20 protein-coding genes are annotated in these 20,412 nt (G+C 64.6%); 14 read left to right on the forward strand and 6 right to left on the reverse strand.

Annotation, left to right across the window (positions count from 1 at the left end; translation table 11 throughout):
* The first annotated feature begins 132 nt into the window (after positions 1–132).
* The 3 genes from argJ (at position 133) to ACYUME_RS05095 (ending at position 3,015) form a co-directional block, all read left to right on the forward strand.
* Entirely contained in the window at positions 133–1,350 is a 1,218-nt protein-coding gene (gene argJ, locus ACYUME_RS05085) for a bifunctional glutamate N-acetyltransferase/amino-acid acetyltransferase ArgJ (RefSeq protein WP_279887179.1), read from the forward strand.
* Between the two features lie 91 nt (positions 1,351–1,441).
* Positions 1,442–2,074, forward strand: a complete 633-nt coding sequence (locus tag ACYUME_RS05090; RefSeq protein WP_279887180.1) for a glutathione S-transferase family protein — start codon at positions 1,442–1,444, stop codon at positions 2,072–2,074.
* Complete coding sequence (locus tag ACYUME_RS05095) at positions 2,071–3,015, forward strand: Nudix family hydrolase (RefSeq protein WP_279887181.1); 945 nt, start codon at positions 2,071–2,073, stop codon at positions 3,013–3,015. Before ACYUME_RS05090 ends, ACYUME_RS05095 begins: the two co-directional genes overlap by 4 nt.
* Before the next feature lie 133 nt (positions 3,016–3,148).
* Here ACYUME_RS05095 and ACYUME_RS05100 read toward each other — a convergent pair whose 3' ends face one another.
* Genes ACYUME_RS05100 through ACYUME_RS05110 form a run of 3 tightly spaced genes read right to left on the reverse strand, consistent with a single transcriptional unit; the run spans position 3,149 to position 6,692 of the window.
* On the reverse strand, positions 3,149–3,715 hold the full coding sequence (locus ACYUME_RS05100; RefSeq protein WP_186594287.1) for a cob(I)yrinic acid a,c-diamide adenosyltransferase: 567 nt from the start codon (positions 3,713–3,715) through the stop codon (positions 3,149–3,151).
* Position 3,716: 1 nt separating this feature from the next.
* Positions 3,717–5,738, reverse strand: coding sequence for a sensor histidine kinase (locus tag ACYUME_RS05105; protein ID WP_279887183.1), 2,022 nt, complete (start codon positions 5,736–5,738; stop codon positions 3,717–3,719).
* A gap of 36 nt (positions 5,739–5,774) precedes the next feature.
* The gene (locus ACYUME_RS05110) at positions 5,775–6,692 is read right to left on the reverse strand and encodes a putative 2-dehydropantoate 2-reductase (protein WP_460418232.1); all 918 of its coding nucleotides are present in this window, start codon (positions 6,690–6,692) and stop codon (positions 5,775–5,777) included.
* Positions 6,693–6,792: 100 nt separating this feature from the next.
* On the opposite strand from ACYUME_RS05110, the gene ACYUME_RS05115 reads away from it, so the two are divergent.
* The 3 genes from ACYUME_RS05115 (at position 6,793) to ACYUME_RS05125 (ending at position 9,646) form a co-directional block, all read left to right on the forward strand.
* Positions 6,793–7,278, forward strand: a complete 486-nt coding sequence (locus ACYUME_RS05115; RefSeq protein ID WP_011535522.1) for a YajQ family cyclic di-GMP-binding protein — start codon at positions 6,793–6,795, stop codon at positions 7,276–7,278.
* A 113-nt stretch (positions 7,279–7,391) separates the two neighbouring features.
* On the forward strand, positions 7,392–8,231 hold the full coding sequence (locus ACYUME_RS05120; RefSeq protein ID WP_279887185.1) for a mechanosensitive ion channel family protein: 840 nt from the start codon (positions 7,392–7,394) through the stop codon (positions 8,229–8,231).
* A gap of 170 nt (positions 8,232–8,401) precedes the next feature.
* Positions 8,402–9,646, forward strand: coding sequence for an MFS transporter (locus tag ACYUME_RS05125; RefSeq protein ID WP_279887186.1), 1,245 nt, complete (start codon positions 8,402–8,404; stop codon positions 9,644–9,646).
* A gap of 93 nt (positions 9,647–9,739) precedes the next feature.
* Here the strand turns inward: ACYUME_RS05125 and ACYUME_RS05130 are convergent, their stop codons facing one another.
* Together ACYUME_RS05130 and ACYUME_RS05135 are read right to left on the reverse strand one after the other, a co-directional pair.
* A complete protein-coding gene (locus ACYUME_RS05130; RefSeq protein ID WP_279887187.1) occupies positions 9,740–11,287 on the reverse strand; it encodes an AmpG family muropeptide MFS transporter in 1,548 nt (515 codons plus the stop codon).
* A 44-nt stretch (positions 11,288–11,331) separates the two neighbouring features.
* Positions 11,332–11,685 carry an MGMT family protein gene (locus ACYUME_RS05135; protein WP_279887188.1) on the reverse strand — a complete coding sequence of 118 codons (354 nt, stop codon included), beginning with the start codon at positions 11,683–11,685 and terminating at the stop codon, positions 11,332–11,334.
* Positions 11,686–11,838: 153 nt separating this feature from the next.
* On the opposite strand from ACYUME_RS05135, the gene ACYUME_RS05140 reads away from it, so the two are divergent.
* From ACYUME_RS05140 to groL, 5 genes are all read left to right on the forward strand, one after another.
* On the forward strand, positions 11,839–12,846 hold the full coding sequence (locus ACYUME_RS05140; protein ID WP_279887189.1) for a DUF481 domain-containing protein: 1,008 nt from the start codon (positions 11,839–11,841) through the stop codon (positions 12,844–12,846).
* A gap of 278 nt (positions 12,847–13,124) precedes the next feature.
* Positions 13,125–13,856: a HugZ family pyridoxamine 5'-phosphate oxidase gene (locus tag ACYUME_RS05145; protein WP_279887190.1), complete on the forward strand. Its 732-nt coding sequence runs from the start codon at positions 13,125–13,127 to the stop codon at positions 13,854–13,856.
* A gap of 66 nt (positions 13,857–13,922) precedes the next feature.
* Positions 13,923–14,384 (forward strand): FxsA family protein, encoded by a 462-nt coding sequence (locus ACYUME_RS05150; RefSeq protein WP_279887191.1) that lies wholly within the window; start codon positions 13,923–13,925, stop codon positions 14,382–14,384.
* Between the two features lie 221 nt (positions 14,385–14,605).
* Entirely contained in the window at positions 14,606–14,899 is a 294-nt protein-coding gene (locus tag ACYUME_RS05155; protein ID WP_003260750.1) for a co-chaperone GroES, read from the forward strand.
* 48 nt (positions 14,900–14,947) lie between these two features.
* Positions 14,948–16,588: a chaperonin GroEL gene (gene groL / locus ACYUME_RS05160; protein ID WP_279887192.1), complete on the forward strand. Its 1,641-nt coding sequence runs from the start codon at positions 14,948–14,950 to the stop codon at positions 16,586–16,588.
* Positions 16,589–16,728: 140 nt separating this feature from the next.
* Here the strand turns inward: groL and ACYUME_RS05165 are convergent, their stop codons facing one another.
* The gene (locus ACYUME_RS05165; RefSeq protein WP_460418233.1) at positions 16,729–17,457 is read right to left on the reverse strand and encodes a phosphatase PAP2 family protein; all 729 of its coding nucleotides are present in this window, start codon (positions 17,455–17,457) and stop codon (positions 16,729–16,731) included.
* A gap of 178 nt (positions 17,458–17,635) precedes the next feature.
* Here ACYUME_RS05165 and colR point away from each other — a divergent pair, with 178 nt between their 5' ends.
* From colR to ACYUME_RS05180, 3 genes are all read left to right on the forward strand, one after another.
* On the forward strand, positions 17,636–18,319 hold the full coding sequence (gene colR / locus ACYUME_RS05170) for a two-component system response regulator ColR (RefSeq protein ID WP_279805076.1): 684 nt from the start codon (positions 17,636–17,638) through the stop codon (positions 18,317–18,319).
* On the forward strand, positions 18,309–19,619 hold the full coding sequence (locus ACYUME_RS05175; RefSeq protein ID WP_279887196.1) for a sensor histidine kinase: 1,311 nt from the start codon (positions 18,309–18,311) through the stop codon (positions 19,617–19,619). The genes colR and ACYUME_RS05175 overlap by 11 nt, the downstream gene beginning before the upstream one ends.
* Before the next feature lie 106 nt (positions 19,620–19,725).
* Positions 19,726–20,406 carry a class I SAM-dependent methyltransferase gene (locus ACYUME_RS05180; protein WP_460418234.1) on the forward strand — a complete coding sequence of 227 codons (681 nt, stop codon included), beginning with the start codon at positions 19,726–19,728 and terminating at the stop codon, positions 20,404–20,406.
* The last annotated feature ends 6 nt before the right edge of the window (positions 20,407–20,412 follow it).

Raw genomic sequence — 20,412 nt, forward strand, 5'->3', positions numbered from 1 at the left:
AGCGCAGTCTCTGTGGGAGCGGCCTTGTGTCGCGATGGGCTGCGAAGCGGCCCCGCTCTTCCCTCAGGTAACCGGCCGACATTAAGATCGTCCGACGTCGTCACATCCCTTGTTTTCCATAGGAGCGCTCTAATGGCTGTTGGTCTTGGTCCCCTGCCCACCCTGCACCCGGTTCCCGGTTTCGAACTCGGTATCGCCTCGGCGGGCATCAAGCGCCCTGGGCGCAAGGATGTGGTGGTGATGCGCTGCGCCGAAGGTTCCAGCGTCGCCGGCGTATTCACCCTCAACGCCTTCTGCGCGGCGCCTGTCATTCTTGCCAAGCAGCGCGTGCAGGGCACCGTGCGCTACCTGCTGACCAACACCGGTAACGCCAATGCCGGCACTGGCGCGCCAGGCCTGGCCGCAGCCGAGCGCACCTGCGCCAAGCTGGCCGAGCTGGCCGGCGTGCCGGCTGAATCCGTGCTGCCGTTCTCCACCGGCGTTATCGGCGAGCCGCTGCCAGTCGAGAAGATCGAAGGCGCGCTGCAGGCTGCCCTGGACAACCTGTCGGAAAACCACTGGGCCGAAGCCGCCACCGGCATCATGACCACCGACACCCTGCCCAAGGGCGCCAGCCGTCAGTTCCAGTTCGACGGCAAGACCATCACGGTCACCGGCATCAGCAAGGGCGCGGGCATGATCCGCCCGAACATGGCCACCATGCTCGGCTACATCGCCACCGACGCCAAGGTCGCGCCGGCCGTGCTGAAGGACCTGATCCTCGACGGTGCCAACAAGTCGTTCAACCGCATCACCATCGACGGTGACACCTCGACCAACGACTGCTGCATGCTGATCGCCACCGGCCAGGCCGATGTGCCGGAGGTGACCGAGGCCAGCGGTGCGCTGTTCGAGGCGCTGAAGAAGGCGGTGTTCGAAGTCTGCATGGAGGTGGCCCAGGCCATCGTCCGCGACGGCGAAGGCGCCACCAAGTTCGTCACCGTGCAGGTCAACGGCGGCGGCAACCACCAGGAGTGCCTGGACGTGGGCTACGCCGTGGCCCACTCGCCGCTGATCAAGACCGCGCTGTTCGCCTCCGATCCCAACTGGGGCCGGATTCTCGCCGCGGTCGGCCGGGCAGGTGTGCCGGCACTGGATGTCAGCCTGATCGATGTTTACCTGGGCGAGGTCTGCATCGCCAGCAAGGGCGGTCGCAGCCCGAGCTACACCGAAGAGCAGGGCTCGAAGGTGATGGCCCAGGAGGAGATCACCATCCGCATCGAACTGGGCCGTGGCCAGTGCAGCGAAACCATCTGGACCACCGATCTGTCCCACGAGTACGTGAAGATCAACGCCGAATACCGCACCTGATCCATCGCGGGGCAAGCCCGCTCCCACGACTGTCGTGGGAGCGGGCTTGCCCCGCGACTCCTGCACATTACCCGCAACATGGAGCCGAACCATGAGCTATCACCTGATCATCGGCGACAAGCTGTATTCCTCCTGGTCGCTACGCGGCGCCCTGGCCCTCGAGCTGGCCGGCGTCCCTTATGAAGAAACCCTGATCAAACTCAACCAGCCCGACACCCGCCAGCGCATCCTCGCGTTCTCGGCGACCGGCAAGGTGCCGCTGCTCAAGACCGAGCACGGCGTGATCGCCGACTCCCTGGCCATCGCCGAATACCTCAACGAACAGCACCCGCAGGCTCGCCTGTGGCCTGAAGACATCGCCGCCCGTGCCCAGGCGCGCTCGGCCTGCGCGCAGATGCACAGCGGCTTCTTCGCCCTGCGCGGCAACATGCCGTTCGACCTTTCCCGCGACCAGGCACTGGATGAGGTGCCACTGGACGTGCAGGTCGATATCGACCGTGTCGTTGCCTTGTGGAACGAATGCCGAGTGGTCGCCAAGGACAAGGGTCCGTTCCTGTTCGGCCGTCCGACCCTGGCCGATGCGTTCTTCGCCCCCGTGGCCGTGCGCCTGCGCACCTACCGTGTCGCGGTGCCGGCCGAAGCGGCCGCGTACATCGAGACCATCTACCAATGGCCGGCCTTCCAGGCCTGGCAAAAAGCTGGCCTGGCGGAGCGTGAAGGGTGAAACGGATTCATGTAGTGGCAGCGGTCATCCGTGGCGCCGACGGTCGCATCCTGATCGCCCGCCGTGCCGATACCCAGCACCAGGGTGGCCTGTGGGAATTCCCTGGCGGCAAGGTGGAGGAGGGCGAGGGCGTCGAGGCGGCGCTGGCCCGCGAGCTGCGCGAGGAGCTGGGTATCGAGGTCGCAGGATCGCGGCCGTTGATCAAGGTCAGCCACGACTATCCGGACAAGCAGGTGCTGCTGGATGTGCGTGAAGTGCACGCCTTTACCGGCGAGCCCCATGGCGCCGAGGGGCAGCCCCTGGCCTGGGTAGCACCGCGTGACCTTGGCCAATATGAGTTCCCCGAGGCCAACAAGCCGATCGTCGCCGCGGCGCGCCTGCCCGACCAGTACCTGATCACTCCGGACGGGCTGGAAGTGCCAGAGCTGCTCAAGGGCATCCAGAAGGCCGTTGCCAGCGGTATCAAGCTGATCCAGCTGCGCGCGCCGGACATGTACGACCCCAAGTACCGCGATGTGGCGGTGGATGCGGTCGGCTTGTGCGCGGGCAAGGCCCAACTGATGCTCAAGGGGCCGCTGGAATGGCTGGGCGACTTCCCGTCGGCCGGATGGCACCTGACCGCCGCGCAGCTGCGCAAGTACGCCGCCAGGGGCCGGCCGTTCCCGAAAGAGCGCTGGCTGGCGGCGTCCTGCCACAGCGCCGAGGAACTGGCGCTGGCCGAGCAGATGGGGGTGGACTTCGTCACCCTGTCGCCGGTGCAGCCGACCCAGACTCATCCCGAGGCGGTACCGCTGGGATGGGATGAGGCGCAACGGCTGATCGGCGGGATCAATCATCCGGTGTTCCTGCTGGGCGGGGTCGGGCCTGGTGAGCGGGAGCGGGCCTGGGAGGTTGGGGCGCAGGGCGTGGCGGGGATTCGGGCGTTCTGGCCTGAGATCTGAGTAGTTGGGGCCGCTTTGCGGCCCATCGCGACACAAGGCCGCTCCTACAGGTATCGAGCAGTATTCAACGTCTGCGCGATACCTGTAGGAGCGGCCTTGTGTCGCGATGGGCTGCGCAGCAGCCCCAGCAGTCTCAGGCCTCAGGTTTAGGCGCAGGCTGCCACAATACCTCGTCCACACCCTGGCGCCGCCCAATGATCCGGGCCGCGACGAACAGCAGGTCCGACACTCGGTTGATGTAGGCCAACCCCACCCCCTCCAGTGGTTCCAGCGCATTCAACTGCTGGCACCGCCGCTCCGCCGCCCGCGCCGCGCTGCGACAAACATGCGCCTGGGCCACCAGCATCGAGCCGCCAGGCAGGATGAAATTCTTCAGCGGCCCCAGCTCTTCGTTCCAGCGGTCGATCGCCGCTTCCAGGCGCTCCACCTCGGCAATGTTCAACGCCTGGTAGCTGGGCATCGCCAGCTCCCCACCGAGGTCGAACAAACGGTGCTGACAAGGCGCCAGCACCTCGATCAGTTCGCCAAGACCCGCCTCGGCCAGCCCGGCCAGCAGCACGCCCAGCTGGCTGTTGAGGCTGTCCACCTCGCCGATCGCCTCGATCCGCGGATGGTCCTTGGGCACCCGGCGTCCGTCGCCCAGGCCGGTTTCGCCTTTGTCGCCGGTGCGGGTGTAGATCTTCGACAGGCGATAGCCCATGTCATGTCTCCGTCTTGGTGGTGGCCGGCTGGCCGAGGGGCAGGCGTAGGGTGAAGCAGGTGCCCTGGCCGGGCGTGGACTGCACTTCCATCTGCCCCTTGTGGTTGTTGGTGATGATGAAGTACGACACCGACAGCCCAAGCCCGGTGCCCTGGCCGATCTCCTTGGTGGTGAAGAACGGTTCGAAGGTGCGTTTGCGCACGGCCTCGGGCATGCCCACGCCGTTGTCCTCGACCTGGATCTCCGCCCAGGGCGGGTTCAGCCGGGTACGCAGGGTGATGCGCCCCGGTTCGCTCGGTTGCGGGCGCTGGTGGATGGCCTGGGCGGCGTTCTTCAGCAAGTTGAGCAGCACCTGCTCCAGCTCGTTGGCGGTGCAGGGCACCGGTCCCAGTTGCGGGTCGAACTGGCGGACGATGGCCTGGCCCTTGAAGTCGAAGCCGATGGCCAGGTCGAAATCGTTGCCGGCGATCTCCACGGCCTGGTCGATCAACGCCGGCAGGTCGCACGGAACCAGCTGGCGGTTGCTGCGGCGGCTGAAACTGAGCATGTGGGTGACGATCTTGGCGGCCCGTGCCCCGGCCTGCTGGATGCCATCGAGCAACTGCGGCACTTCGCGGCTTTCCAGGTAGCGGTTGACGCTCTGCAGGTCGATGCCCTGTTCGACGGCCTGCTCCTGGTTGCGCGGCAGGTCCGGCGACAGGCGTCGGCGGATGTTCTGCACGTTGTGCAGGATGGCGCCCAGCGGGTTGTTGATCTCGTGCGCCATGCCGGCGGCCAGGCCGCCGACCGAGAGCATCTTCTCCGACTGCACCATCATCTCTTCCAGCGACAGGCGCTGGGTGATGTCGTCGATGCGGATCACCACGCCGCGTCCGCCACCGCCCATCAGCGGGTAGAAGGTCAGGGCATAGTGGCGCAGGTCCTCGCCCTTGGGCCAGGTGACCCGCTCGATCTTGGCCACCCGGTGTTTCTCCACGCTCTCCTTGAGCTGCGGCAGGAACGGCTTGAGCGGTTCGAAGGCGAGGAAGATGGGCTGGTTCAGCGCCTCGTCCAGCGGCGTGCCGGAAAGCACCGTGGCCTCGTGGTTCCACTGGGTGACGTAGAGCTGTTCGTCGAGGGCGATCAGCGCCGAGGGCATGGAGTCGATGATGCTGTTCAGGTAGTTCTGAAAGCCCGTGAGCTTCTTCTCGATCTTGCTGCGCACCTGGACTTCCAGTTCCAGCTTGCGGTTGGTGTGGCGAGTTTCCTCGGCCAGGCCCTGAGCCTGGTCGTAGGCGCTCTGGAACTCGTCGCGGGTACGCTTGAGCTGCTGTTCGCGGGCCTCGATGCGCGAAAGCATGGTGTTGAACGCGTCGGCCAGGCCGCCGATCTCGTCGTCGTTGCCGCGCTGGGCGCGCAGGGCGTAGCTCTCCTCGCGGGTGACCTGGCGTGTCAGCTCCTGGAGGCGGTTGATCGGTACGGTGATCAGGCGCTTGATCTGCCGGGCGATGACCAGCCACAGCAGCACGCTGAACACCAGGATGGCCAGGCTGGCGGAGAGCGTGCCGGTGTAGAACGCGGTGGGCAGCTCGCTGCTGGCCACCAGCAGCAGGTGCGCGGGCGGGGCGGCGTTGCGCGGCAGGCGGATCAGCTGGGTGCTGCGAAACTCCATCAGGCGCCAGCCGTCGATGTTGCGGTAGCGCTTGGGCAGGGTCAGCGGGTCGCCATGCTGCAGCTGGGCCAGCATCTGCCCGTCGCCGCCGTAGATGGCGGCGGCGCGCAGCGGCGAGTAGCTATCGAGTTCCTTGAGCAGCGCCGTGGCGTTCTCTGCCGAGTCGCCGGCGCGCGCGGACAGCTGCGGGTTGGAGACCAGCTTGCCGATGGTCTGCAGGGCCTGGGGCGCCATGCTTTCCTGGGTGATCCAGTAGGCGGCGCTGATGAAGGCCAGGTTGGCCACCAGCAGGATGGTCACCAGCAGCACCAGCAGGGCCGCCAGCAGTTTCTGCCCGACCGGCAGGTTTTCCAGGCGTTGACGCAGGGTCATGGGTGAAGAGGTGTCCTGTCCTGTGGATAAGGGGCGTCAGTCGCTGCGCAAGCCGCGCGCCTCGAGGTTTGCCACCAGGCGCCGGCGCAACTTTTCCAGGTGCGGCACGCTGGCACCATGCCGGGCAGCGACGCGGCAGGCGTGGCCGAGCAGGTAATGGACCTCGGTGCGCCGGCCTTGGCGGACGTCCTGGTACATGGAAGAGTAGTTGGCCGCGGTGGCGAGGATCACCCGCTGTACTTCCTCGTGCAGATCGTTGGCAGCTTCGGGCTGGCCGCAACGGCGTAGCAGGCCGGCCAGTTCGTCGCACAGCTGGTCGACCTCGGCCAGGTGGCCGAGCAGGCCGCCGTTCTGGCAGTCGTGCAGCACGGTGAGCGGGTTGATCGCGCAGTTGAGGGCCAGCTTGCGCCACAGGCGGGTGGGGATATCGAGCGCCCACTGGGCCGGGATGCCGGCGGCGTGCAGTTCTTCGAACCAGGACGGGACATTGGGATTGGCCGGGTCGCCCAGCCAGTTGAAACCGTGGCCGGCGAAGCGTACCTGCCAGTCGGCTTCGCGGAACGCGCCCTCGGTGCTGGAGGCGAAGATGCAGCGGGCGTGGGGTGCCTGGTCGGCGACCTCGTCCTGGCTGCCCAAGCCGTTCTGCAATAGCACCAGCTCGGCGCCGTTGGCCAGCCGCGGGGCCAGCCGGGCCACGGCGGGCGCGGCGTCGTAGGCCTTGCAGGCGACCAGCAGGCGATGGATCGGGCCGGGGGCGTCGGCAGTCTCCGCAGGGATCGCGTAGTGGTGGACGCCGTCCTGTTCGACCAGGGTCAGCCCGCCGCCGTGCTCATAGGCGGCCAGGCGCTGTTGATCGCGCAGGATCAGGCGGACCGCCTTGCCGGCGCGGGCCAGGCGGCAGGCCCACAGGCTGCCGAGGCTGCCGGCGCCGAGAATATGCCAGGTGCTGCTCATCTGCGTTTCGCAACCCGTTATAATGAGTCCGCATTTTAACCATCAAACCCGACGCGCTCCATCTTCAGGCCGAGCGCGCTTTTTTTTCTGGAGATCATCCATGCCTTCGTTCGACGTGGTATCGGAACTGGACAAGCACGAAGTGCAGAACGCCGTCGACAACGCCATCAAGGACCTCGACCGCCGTTACGACCTCAAGGGCAAGGGCACCTTCGAGTTCAAGGACAAGGAGCAGACCGTGCTGCTGACCGCCGAGGAGGAGTTCCAGCTCGAGGCGATGCTGGAAATCCTGCGCCTGGCGCTGGTCAAGCGCAAGATCGACGTCAAATGCCTGGAAACCAAGGACCCCTACGCCTCCGGCAAGGAAAAGAAACAGGAAGCCAAGTTCCGCGAAGGCATCGACAAGGACCTGGCCAAGAAGATCGTCGCCACCATCAAGGACGGCAAGCTCAAGGTCCAGGCCGCCATCCAGGGCGAGCAGGTGCGCGTGACCGGCAAGAAGCGCGACGACCTGCAGGAGGCCATCGCCTTGCTGCGCACCAAGGAATTCGACATGCCGCTGCAGTTCAACAACTTCCGCGACTGATCATGGCTCGGCCCGGAACCTTGATGGCGCAGTGATGTCCATCGGGGCCCGGGCCGCCGACTCGTCGCGGTCTGCTTCATTGTGTACTTGCCGTTCGGCATCAGGAGATAAACATGGATTTGAACGCTGAAGTCGATCAGCTGGTCCGCCAATCGCAAACCTGGATTCCCTTGATCATGGAATACGGCAGCCGCCTGGTTCTGGCGCTGCTGACACTGGCCATCGGCTGGTGGATCATCAACAAGCTCAGCACGCGCCTGGGCAAGCTGGTCGGCCTGCGTGCCGACGTGGCCCTGCAGGGTTTCATCAGCAGCCTGGCCAACATCGTGCTGAAGGTCCTGCTGATGGTCAGCGTGGCGTCGATGATCGGCATCGAGACCACCTCGTTCGTCGCCGCCATCGGTGCCGCCGGCCTGGCCATTGGCCTGGCCTTGCAGGGCAGCCTGGCGAACTTCGCCGGTGGCGTGCTGATCCTGATGTTCCGCCCGTTCCGCATCGGCGACTGGATCGAGGCGCAAGGTGTCGCAGGCACCGTGGACAGCATCCAGATCTTCCACACCGTGGTGCGCACCGGCGACAACAAGACAGTGATCATGCCCAACGGCGCGCTGTCCAACGGCATCATCACCAACACCAATCGCCAGCCGACCCGCAAGGTGGTGTTCGATGTGGGCGTGGACTACGAGGCCGACCTGCAGAAGGCGCGCAACGTGCTGCTGGAGCTGGCGCAGGACCCTCGCGTGCTGCAAGACCCGGCACCACAGGCGGTGATCTCGACCCTGGGCGACAGCTCGATCACCGTGTCGCTGCGCATCTGGACCAAGACCGCCGACTACTGGGACGTGCTGTTCATGCTCAACGAGCATGCCCGTGACCGGCTCAAGGCCGAGGGAATCGATATTCCGTTCCCGCAGCGGGTGATTCGCGTGGTGCAGGAGGCGGCGGTTCAGTAACGCCGCGTCGCTTCCCATCGCGGGGCAAGCCCGCTCCCACAAGACCGGTACTGGCCATGTGGGGGCGAGCTTGCCCCGCGATGCTTTTCAAGACCCTTACACTTGTTCACAGCCAGGGGCCGCCATATCTGGCATATACCCTGATCCTGCCTACCAACCCGATGTCCGCCATGAAACCTCTGCTGTATATCACCCCGTTGCGCGCCTTGCTGTTCGGCCTGACCCTGGCGCTGTTCGAGTTGCTGACCTACCTGGCCAGCGACGCGGTCATGCCGGCCATGCCGGTGGTGGTCGGTGACCTGCGGGCCAGCCCCGAATACATTCCCCATGCCCTGAACCTGTACCTGCTGGGCGGGGTGGTCCTGCAATGGCTGATCGGCCCGCTGGCCGACCGTTATGGTCGGCGTCCGCTGTTGCTGGGCGGTTGCATCTTCTTTGGCCTGGCCTGCCTGGCGACCTTCTGGGTCCATGACATCGGCCTGTTCAACCTGCTGCGTCTGTTGCAAGGCATCGGCCTGGGCTTCGTGGTCACGGTCAGCTACCCGGCGCTCAACGAAGCGTTCAGCGAGGCCGACGCCGTGCGCATGATGGCGCTGCTGGCCAACATCGCCCTGCTGTCGCCGCTGCTCGGTCCGCTGGTGGGTACCCTGATGCTGCAGTGGCTGGACTGGCGCTGGCTGTTCGTGGCCTTCGCCGCGGGCGCGGTGCTGTGCTGGCTGCTGCTGTACCGATTGATGCCGGAAACCCTTGGCGTGGAGCGCCGCGATGGTTCGCGTCTGCCGTTCACGCCGATTCACCTGTTGCCGCTGCTCGCCGGCTACGGCCAGTTGCTGGGCAATCGGCGCTTCGTCGCCGGTAGCGCGGCGCTGGGGCTGGTGGGGCTGCCGCTGATCGGCTGGATCGGTCTGTCGCCGGTACTGCTGATCCACGACGAGGGACTGAGCACGATGGCATACGCGCTGTGGCAGTTGCCGGTGTTCGCCGGGCTGATCCTTGGCAACCTGATCATCAACCGCATCGCCGATCGCTATCCGTTGCCGACGCTGGTCCGGGGCGCGCTATGGCCGTACCTGGCAGGCTTGAGCCTGATGCTCCTGGCGACCTGGTGCTGGCCGACGGTGACCAGCGTGGTGGCCGGCATGTCGCTGTATGCCCTGGGGCTGGGCGTGGCCAACGCGGTGCTGTATCGCATGACGCTGTTTTCCAGCGAGCAGAGCAAGGGGTTGGTGTCGGCGATGCTGGGCATGATCACCATCGCCCTGCTGGGGCTGGGGGGCGCGGTGTTGGCGATGCTCGGCGCGGGCGCGAGCCTGATGCACTTCGCCCTGGCCGCAGGCGTGGCGGGCGCGCTGGCGCTGTGGCCGTTGTGGTTCGTCGTGGGCGGGCGTTCGGGGGAAGGGGCTGTGACACAGTAGAAACATCGCGAGGCAAGCCCGCTCCCACGTATTTCAGACTGAATGACTGACTGCGTAGGAGCGGGCTTGCCCCGCGATAAGGCCGGTGAAGGTCTAGTTTTGTTCAGCCGCCGGACTCTCCACCGGCACCGGCTTTCCCCGCCCGACTTCCTGCCGCCAGTGCAGGGCGATCAGGATCAGCGTCGGCACGCCCAGCAACGCGGTGACCAGGAAGAAGTCGTGGTAACCGAACTTCTCCACCATCACCCCGGAATAGCCACCGATCAAACGTGGCAGCAACAGCATGATCGAGCTCAGTAGCGCGTACTGGGTGGCCGAGAACTTCAGGTTGGTCAGGCTCGACAGGTAGGCGACGAAGGCCGACGTAGCCAGGCCCGAACTGAAGTTGTCCAGGGAAATGGTCACCACCAGCATTTCCAGGTTCGGCCCCATGTCGGCCAGCATCAGGAACAGGATGTTGGTGGCCGCCGACGCCGCACCGCCGATGAACAGGATCGGCAGGATGCCGAAGCGCACGATCAGCAGGCCACCGGCACCGGCGCCGACCAGGGTCATGATCAGGCCGAAGATCTTGCTGACGCTGGCGATCTGGTCCTTGGTGAAACCCATGTCGATATAGAACACGTTGGCCATCACGCCCATCACCGTGTCGGACATGCGGTAGGTGGCGATCAGCCCGAGCAGCAGCAACGCCTGCCAGCGGTAGCGCGCGATGAAGTCGTTGACCGGCGTGAGCACTGGCGCCAGGCCGCGCCGGCCCAGGGACGACAGGCAGGCCCAGGTCAGCAGTACATAGAGGATCAGGCGCAGGAAGGCACGGTCCTCGAGCAGCAGGTCGAGCATGGTCGAGTCACCGAACACCACGCTCGCCCAGTCGGTGTTGAACATCTGGGTGAAGCTGGCTGGCACCGAGACCAGCAGGATGATCAGCACGAACACCGACGCCAACTGGTGCATCAGTCCATAGCGGGCGGCCGACAGCTGGGTGCGCAGGGGCACGGGCGGTTCGCGCATCACCAGGGTGGTGAACACCGCGGGCAGCATGAGCACGCCGAACAGCACGTAGGTGCCGGTCCAGGCTTCGTGCAGGTAGCTGAAACCGGTGGAACCGAACCACTCGGCGAAGAACAGCGCGCCGGCGGTGGCGAGCAGGGCCGCGACCCGATAGCCGGCCATGTAGCTGGCGGCCAGCGCGGCCTGGCGCTGATCGTCGGCGATCTCCAGGCGGTAGGCATCGACGGCGATGTCCTGGGTGGCCGAGGCGAAGGCCACCAGCACGGCCAGGGCGATCAGCCACGACAGATGCTTCTGCGGGTCGCAAAAGCCCATGCCGATCAGCCCGAGTACCACCAGCATCTGCGACAGCAGCAGCCATGAGCGGCGACGGCCCATGCCGCCGAGCAACGGCAGGCGCCATTGGTCGAGCAGCGGCGACCAGACCCACTTGAAGGCATAGGCCAGGCCGATCAGGCTGGCGTAGCCGATGGTCTCGCGCGCCACGCCCGCCTCGCGCAACCAGACCGACAGCGTCGAGAACACCAGCATGTAGGGCAGGCCGGCGGCGAATCCGAGCAGCAAAAGCACCAAAGTTGACGGGCTGGCATAGGCAGCGAGCGCAGCGCGCCAGGTTTTACGGGGCATGGGCCAACATCTGCCTCAAGGTTTGCGAAAACAAAGCGCGCACTCTAACCGCTGTGCTCCATCGGGCGCCAGCCATGGCGCGCCATATCCACACGATTATTGGCTACATTCACGCCTTCTGCGCGCAACCGGGCGCGCTGTTCGTCGCCCGATGGCGTGCCGAGGGCCAGGCTCAGGCGCCCACCGGCACCGATGACCCGATGCCAGGGCAGGCGGGTGTCGCTCGGCAGCTGGCCGAGGGTGCGGCCGACCCAGCGAGCGGCGCGGCCAAGGCCCGCCAGGTCGGCCAGTTGGCCGTAGCTGACCACCTTGCCGGATGGCACTTGGCCGAGCACCGAGTACAGCGCCATTCGTCGGGCTTCGGCGTCTTCCGGCGGGGAGGGCGGTGGCATGGACATCACGGCGTACCTGGCCTGCGGATGAAATCGGACAGGCGGTCCGGGCAAATGCGAGTGGAACTCATCGGCATGGTCTTGGGTCTGTCCTTGCTCAGGTTGTCGGTATCTGGATAATGCCCGGCTTTTTCGTCGAATCGAACCCGTATTGCGCTTATGTCTTCTAGAACCCTGCTTTGCCTCATCGCCGCGTCTCTCTGTACCCCCGTGCTTGCCGACACCGTGTGGATGAAGAACGGTGACCGCCTGAGCGGCAAGATCAAGGTCTTCGACGGCGGCAAGCTGCTGCTGGAGACGCCCTATGGCGGCTCGATCGCTTTGGACTGGAAACAGGTGCAGACACTGGAGAGCGACCAGGAGCTGCTGGTCAAGCAGGACGCTTACTCCGGCGAGAAGGCCAAGTCGCTCAAGGCCGCCGAGCCGGGCAAGGTGACGCTGGCCAACGGTGATGCGCCCAAGACCGTCGAACTGGCCAGCATCGAACAGATCATGAAGCCCCGGCCGGTGGTCGAGGACTTGCTGTGGAAGGGCAACGTCGATGTGGCGATGGACTACAAGCGTGCCGAGACCGACAGCGACGACTATGACATCAGCTTCAAGACCACGGCCCGCCACGGTCGCTGGCGCCACAACGCCGAAGGCGAATACAACCGCGAGACCAAGGACGATGTCACCACCACCAACAACTGGAGCGCCGAGTATGCCCTCGACCGCTTCATCACCGACAAGTGGTTCTGGCAGGGGCGTCTGGAGTACAAGCGCGACCAGATCGAGGACCTGGCCCGCCAGCGTACCGTCGGTACCGGTCCGGGCTACCAGTTCTGGGACAACGAGCTGGGCGCGTTCTCGCTGGGATCGCTGATCAACCGCACCGATTTCGAATACCGCGATGGTGGCAAGGACAACTTCTATTCCGCCGCGGTGAAGTGGGATTACAACCGCTACCTGATCGGCAAGAAGGTGGAGTTCTTCACCAATGGCGAATTCGGCAAGCCGCTGGGTGGCGTGGCCGACTACTCGCTGGATGCCGAGATGGGGCTGCGCTACAAGGTGACCGAGTGGGCTTCGCTCAACCTCAAGGCGGAGAAGGACCTGATCAAGGGCACAAGCGACAGCGACCTGGACAAGACTCGCTATACCGCAGGGTTTGGCGTTACCTGGTAAGTCGATCCGGTAACGCGCTGTGCGTGCTCTTTGTAGGAGCGGCCTTGTGTCGCGAAAGGGCCGCAACGCGGCCCCGGCAATGTCTGCCTTGTCGCTGAGATCCTGGGGCTGCTGCACAGCCCTATCGCGACACAAGGCCGCTCCTACAGGGATATGCGTAGGTTTTGATGTTCGGGCAAGCCCATACGTGAGCCGGCCTGCGCAGCAGACCCAGTGGCAGGGCAGGGTGATAATGCTTATCTTGTCACCCATCCAGTCCGCCGCCAGGAGCCTATTCAGTGAGTACCAACGCCCTTCGCCCCGCCCGGGAACTGCTGCTCAAGGAGTACCGTGGCGTCCTCTCGACCCACTCCAAGTCCATGCCCGGCTATCCCTTCGGGTCGGTGGTGCCTTACTGCCTGGATGCCGAGGGCCATCCGCTGATCCTCATCAGCCGCATCGCCCAGCACACCCATAACCTGCAGAAGGACGCCAAGTGTTCGCTGCTGGTGGGCGAGCGCGACGCCGAGGACGTCCAGGCGGTCGGCCGCCTGACGGTGATGGCCGAGGCGCGCAAGCTGACCGACGAAGCCGCCATCGAAGCCGCTGCGGCCCGCTACTACCGCTACTTCCCCGAATCGGCGAACTACCACAAGGCCCACGACTTCGATTTCTGGGTGCTGGAGCCGGTACGCCACCGCTACATCGGCGGCTTCGGCGCGATCCACTGGCTCGATCAGGTGACCCTGGCCAACCCCTTTGCCGGCAAGGCCGAGGCCAGCATGATCGAGCACATGAACAGCGATCACGCCAACGCCATCGCTCATTACGTCGAGCTGACCGACCTGCCGCGCGCAGCGCCGGCCGAAATGGTCGGCATCGACAGCGAAGGCATGCACCTGCGTATCGGCCAGGGGGTGTACTGGCTGGCCTTCCCGAGCACTTGCAACACGCCGACACAAGTCCGCGAAGCCTTGGTTTTGCTTGCTCGCACAGACCAGTGGCCGGTTGCGCAGAGCGTCGAGGGTTGAAAACAGGCGTCGAGGCATCCATCTGATGGTCTTACAGGAAGATTCTCTTCCGTCGAGGAATCCTTGATGCGTGCTTTTCTATTGCTGTTACTGCTTTTTCCGGTGCTGGAGCTGTTCGTCTTCGTCAAGGTCAGCGCCGCCATCGGTTTCTTCCCGGCGCTGCTGCTGATCATCGCCGGCTCCGCCCTGGGTGTGCTGGTGATGCGCGTGGCCGGCCTGGCCACCGCCCTGCGTGCCCGTGAGAGCCTGCAGCGCGGCGAGCTGCCCGCCGAGGACATGTTCCAGGGTCTGATGCTCACCGTCGGTGGCGGCCTGCTGCTGCTGCCTGGCTTCATCAGCGATGTGCTGGGCGTGCTGTGCCTGCTGCCGTTCACCCGTCGCCTGGTGGCCGGCCGGTTGCGCCGCCGCGCCGAGGAACAGGCCATGCGCCAGCGGGCGTTCCGGGATGACCCGTTCCAGGCGCAGCCGCGTGATGGCGGCCAGCGCCCCAATGTGATCGAAGGCGAGTACGAGCGTCGCGACAAGTAACGTCACTCGCTCGTTGAAATGAAGTGAAAAAATTTCCTTTCAAAGCCTTGTAATCGAACAAGGCGGCCTCATGTAGTGGTCACCGCAAGGTTTCCGGTGAGTTCACCGGACATGACACACAGGGTTCGCCCCTTGCGGGCCCTGACCGGCAACGCCGGACCGCATCAACCTGCCGGTGCTGACACCGGCCGATGAAAACCACAATTTGGGAGAGATCGACAATGAAGCTTCGTCCTCTGCATGACCGCGTCGTCATCCGTCGCAGCGAAGAAGAATCGAAAACCGCTGGCGGTATCGTCCTGCCGGGTTCGGCCGCTGAAAAACCAAACCGCGGTGAAGTCGTCGCCGTCGGCACCGGTCGCATCCTGGACAATGGCGAAGTGCGCGCGCTGGCCGTGAAAGTGGGTGACAAAGTGGTTTTCGGCCCTTACTCGGGCAGCAACACCGTGAAAGTCGATGGTGAAGACCTGCTGGTCATGGCCGAGAACGAAATCCTCGCCGTCATCGAAGGCTGATTTCCCCGACTTCCCGTTACTCCAAAGATTTCCAAGGATTAAACGATCATGGCTGCTAAAGACGTAAAATTCGGCGATTCCGCTCGTAAGAAAATGCTGGTTGGTGTCAACGTTCTGGCTGACGCCGTCAAGGCCACCCTCGGCCCGAAAGGTCGCAACGTAGTCCTGGCCAAGAGCTTCGGCGCTCCGACCATCACCAAGGACGGCGTTTCCGTCGCCAAAGAGATCGAGCTCAAGGACGCCTTCGAGAACATGGGCGCCCAGCTGGTCAAGGAAGTTGCTTCCAAGGCCAACGATGCTGCCGGTGACGGCACCACCACCGCCACCGTCCTGGCCCAGGCCATCGTCAACGAAGGCCTGAAAGCCGTCGCTGCCGGCATGAACCCGATGGATCTGAAGCGCGGCATCGACAAGGCCACCGCCGCCATCGTCGTCGAGCTGAAGAACCTGTCCAAGCCATGCGCCGACTCCAAGGCCATTGCCCAGGTAGGCACCATCTCCGCCAACTCCGACACCTCCATCGGTGAAATCATCGCCGAAGCCATGGAAAAGGTCGGTAAAGAAGGCGTGATCACCGTCGAGGAAGGCTCGGGCCTGGAAAACGAACTGTCCGTCGTAGAGGGCATGCAGTTCGACCGTGGTTACCTGTCGCCGTACTTCGTCAACAAGCCGGACACCATGGTTGCCGAGCTGGAAGGCCCGCTGCTGCTGCTGGTCGACAAGAAGATCTCCAACATCCGCGAGCTGCTGCCAGTGCTGGAAGCTGTCGCCAAGGCTGGCCGTCCGCTGCTGATCGTCGCCGAAGACGTCGAAGGCGAAGCCCTGGCCACCCTGGTGGTCAACAACATGCGTGGCATCGTCAAGGTCGCCGCGGTCAAGGCACCTGGCTTCGGCGACCGCCGCAAGGCCATGCTGCAGGACATCGCCACCCTGACCGGCGGCCAGGTCATCTCCGAGGAAATCGGCCTGACCCTGGAAACCACCACCCTGGAGCACCTGGGTAACGCCAAGCGCGTCATCCTGTCCAAGGAAAACACCACCATCATCGACGGCGCCGGTTCGGACGCCGACATCGAAGCACGCGTCAAGCAGATCCGTGCCCAGATCGAAGAGACTTCCTCGGACTACGACCGTGAGAAGCTGCAAGAGCGCCTGGCCAAGCTGGCTGGCGGTGTTGCCGTGATCAAGGTCGGTGCCGGTACCGAAGTTGAAATGAAAGAGAAGAAAGCCCGCGTCGAAGACGCCCTGCACGCTACCCGTGCAGCCGTCGAAGAAGGCGTGGTGCCTGGCGGTGGTGTTGCCCTGGTTCGCGCCCTGGCTGCCATCGGCGACCTGAAAGGCGACAACGAAGACCAGAACGTCGGTATCGCCCTGCTGCGCCGCTCGGTCGAAGCGCCGCTGCGCCAGATCACCGCCAACGCCGGCGACGAGCCAAGCGTTGTCGCCGACAACGTCAAGAAAGGTTCGGGCAACTACGGCTACAACGCTGCTACCGGCGTATACGGCGACATGATCGAGATGGGTATCCTGGACCCAGCCAAGGTCACCCGTTCGGCCCTGCAAGCTGCTGCTTCGATCGGCGGTCTGATGATCACCACCGAAGCCATGGTCGCCGACCTGCCGGAAGACAAGCCAGCTGCTGGCATGCCTGACATGGGCGGCATGGGTGGCATGGGCGGCATGATGTAAGCCAGCCTTACCCCCTGTACCAGGAAAAGCCCCGGTTCGCGAGAACCGGGGCTTTTCGTTTTTCTGTACCGGCCTCTTCGCGGGCAAGCCCGCTCCCACAGGTATGGCGCGATCCCTGTGGGAGCGGGTTTACCCGCGAATCAGGCGACGTTGCGCTCGACGGCTGGCACTTCCACGAGGCCACGCCGGTACAGGATCAGGTAGTACGACCCCAGCCCGATCAGCCAGCAGAACACCGCCGTCCACACGTTGTGCGACAGGAAGTGCGCGCCCTGCATCATCCGTCCGACCGACAGCACCGAACCGGCCACGAAGGCCACCGCCAGCGCCACCCGTGCCAGGCGCGGACGGCGGTCGCGCAGCATGAAGAACAGGCCGAACAGGCAGAACCCGGTCGCGGCGTGCCCACCCGGCCAGCACAGTCCGGGCTTGTCGGTGGCAGGGCGCGCCTCCAGCAGCTTGCTGTAGGTCTCCTTGCCGCCGAACTGGGCGAGGCTCCACGGGCATTGCACCTGGGTCACTTTCTTCAGCGGCGTGACGAAGGCAGTCGACAGCCCCAGCGCCAACACCAGGCAACCCAGCTCGCGGCGCCAGCCCACCAGCCGTTTCCAGAAGAAACTCAGGACGAAACCGACCACGGCCAGCAGCCCGAAGACGATCACGCCCTGCTTGACCCGGTCATGCAGGATGGTCTCCAGCAGGTAGCTGTGGCGACCGATGAACTGGCCGGCAGCCGGGTCGTAGAACAGGTTGGCCACATCCATGTCCAGCGACGTCCATTCGAGCAGGAGCAATGCCGCTGCGGTGACGAAAGGGATGCCCAGATACAGCCACGGATTGATCGGGCGAGGGCGGACGGATGCCTGCATGGTGACTCCAGAGGATGGAAAAGACCGTGCATTGTCAGGTGCCCGCTATCCTGTGTGCGTGAATGATCAGTGAAAAAACTGTCAAGTTCGGTGATTTCGGCCCAGGGCATGGCACCATGCGGGCATTGGCCGTAAGCTGCGCCTGCCGCGCCCGGCGAAGCGCCGCACAGGAGACCCCATGCGCATTCTTTTGGTTGAAGACAACCGCGATATCCTTGCCAACCTGGCCGACTACCTCGGCATGAAAGGCTACACCGTCGATTGTGCCCAGGATGGCCTGTCCGGCCTGCATCTGGCCGCTACCGAGCACTATGACCTGATCGTGCTCGACATCATGCTCCCCGGCATCGACGGCTACACGCTGTGCAAGCGCCTGCGCGAGGACGCGCGTCGCGACACGCCGGTGATCATGCTCACCGCCCGCGACCAGCTGGATGACCGCCTGCAAGGCTTCCGCTCCGGGGCCGATGATTACCTGCTCAAGCCATTCGCCCTGTCCGAGCTGGCCGCGCGCATCGAGGCGGTGCTGCGTCGTGCCCAGGGCGGTGGTCGACGCGCGCTGCAGGTCGCCGACCTGAGCTACGACCTGGATACCCTCGAGGTCACCCGCCAGGGTCGCCTGCTCAAGCTCAATCCGGTCGGCCTCAAACTGCTCGCCGTGCTGATGCAGAAGAGCCCCCATGTGCTGCGCCGAGAAGTACTGGAAGAAGCGCTGTGGGGCGATGACTGCCCGGACAGCGACAGTCTGCGCAGCCATGTCCACCAGTTGCGCCAGGTGATCGACAAACCCTTCGACAAACCGCTGCTGCATACCGTCCATGGCGTCGGCTATCGCCTCGCCGAGGGCCGCGATGGAGTTTAGGCAAAGTCTTGCCCAGCGCATCATCATCGCCTTTGCACTGATGAGCGCGCTGGTCGCCGGGGCTTTCGCCTTCGGCATCGTCGCCACCGTCCACCTGGTGGAGGAGCGGCTGATTTCCTCGGTGCTGGGGGGCGACCTGCAGCGCCTGCTGCGCATGGACAGCGTCAGCGACTGGAGCCATCGGCCGCGCCCGGACCAGCTGTTCTATTTCAGTGGCGGGCGCGACGACTTCGAACTGCCCAAGGACCTGCGCCATCTGGATGCGGGGTTCCACGAAGTGTTCCGCGACCAGCTTTCGTACCACGCCATGGTCGAGATCGTCGATGGCCGGCGCTATGTGCTGCTGCAGGACCAGAGCGATTTCGAGGAGCGCGAGCGGGTACTGTTCGCCGTGGTGGTGGTGGGCTTCGTGCTCAGCCTGGCGCTCGCCGTGATTCTCGGCTGGCTGCTGGCTCGGCGGGTGATGGCGCCGGTTATCCGCCTGGCACGGCAGGTGCGCCACCGCGATCAGTTGCTGGGCCTGGCGCCGCCGCTGGCGCCGGACTACGCCGCGGACGAAGTCGGCCAGCTGGCCGTGGCCTTCGACGACACCCTTGGGCGTCTGCGTGACGCCCTGACCCGTGAGCGCTTGTTCACCAGTGACGTCAGTCATGAACTGCGTACGCCGTTGATGGTGCTGGCCACGTCCTGTGAGCTGTTGATGGAGAACCCCAACCTCGACACCCGCTCGCGCAGTCAGGTCGAGCGCATCGCCCGAGCGACCGAGGAGATGCGTGAGCTGGTGAAGACCTTCCTGATGCTTGCTCGTGCCCAGCATGACGAAGGCGCCATCGCGTCGCGCGCGACCTTGCGCGAGGTGGGCGACGACCTGATCGGCGTATGGCGCGACACCATCGAACAGAAGGGCCTGACGCTTTACTACGATGGTCGGGTCAGCGCCAGCCCGGTACTGTACAACGCCACTTTCCTGCAGTCGGTCATGGGCAACCTGCTGCGCAATGCTGCGCACTACACCGATACGGGTTACATTCGCCTGAGTCTGGAGCCCACGGGTTTCTGTGTCGAAGACAGCGGCGTGGGTATTCCGGAGGAGCAGCGCGAGGCGATGTTCCGGCCTTTCGTGCGTGGCGACGAGCGCCGCGGGGAAGGGCTGGGGCTTGGCCTGTCGCTGGTGCAGCGAATCTGCGACGACCAGGGCTGGCGCGTGACCCTGACGGCGACGCTGCCCCATGGTTGCCGCTTCCAGGTGGATCTGAGCCAGGGCACCAAGGTGGCGCAGGAAGTATTGGATCCGGGTTAACTTTCTGTAACACCTGGCGTGTGTGCTGACAGATTTTTCACATGGGCATGACCTGAAACCAACGCTCACCTGCCTAAGGTGGGCGCATCGAGTCAGGAGATGCCCAATGCGTAGCCCCATCAAACTTGAGTTCTCGGAAAAATACGACCGGGACCATGCCCGTGAGTACTTCCTCAAGCACCAGGATGGCCTGGCCCGTCGTCTTTCCCACCAGCGTGACGAGCAGTTGGCGCGGCGCGCACTGGCGTTGGCCGGGGAACCGGGGCTGGTGCTCGACCTGCCATGTGGCGCCGGGCGTTTCTGGCCGCTGCTGGCGGAGAAGGCCAATCGCGTGATCATCGGCGCCGACAACTCGGCCGCGATGATCGAGACAGCCTGTGTGGCACAACCGCCAGAGGTGGTGGCGCGGGTACGCCCTTTGCAGACTTCCGCCTTTGCGATCGACCTGCCGGACAACGCGGTGGACAGCATTTTTTGCATGCGGTTGTTCCACCACATCGGCGATCCGGCTCATCGCAAAACGATTCTTTCGGAATTTCAACGTGTTAGCCGAGACAGCGTGATTCTCTCGCTGTGGGTGGATGGCAATTTCAAGGCGTGGCGGCGCAAGAAACTCGAGGCGCGACGCAGCACCAGAACGAAGCAGGACAGCTACCAGAACCGCTTCGTGTTACCGGCGGCTACAGTAGAAGAAGAATTTACCTCGGCTGGTTTCAGAATCCAGGAACGTCTCGACTTCCTGCCGTTCTATGCCATGTGGCGAGTGTATGTATTGCGCAAGGGGTAGAGATTG

The organism is Pseudomonas sp. microsymbiont 2, assembly GCF_054788395.1.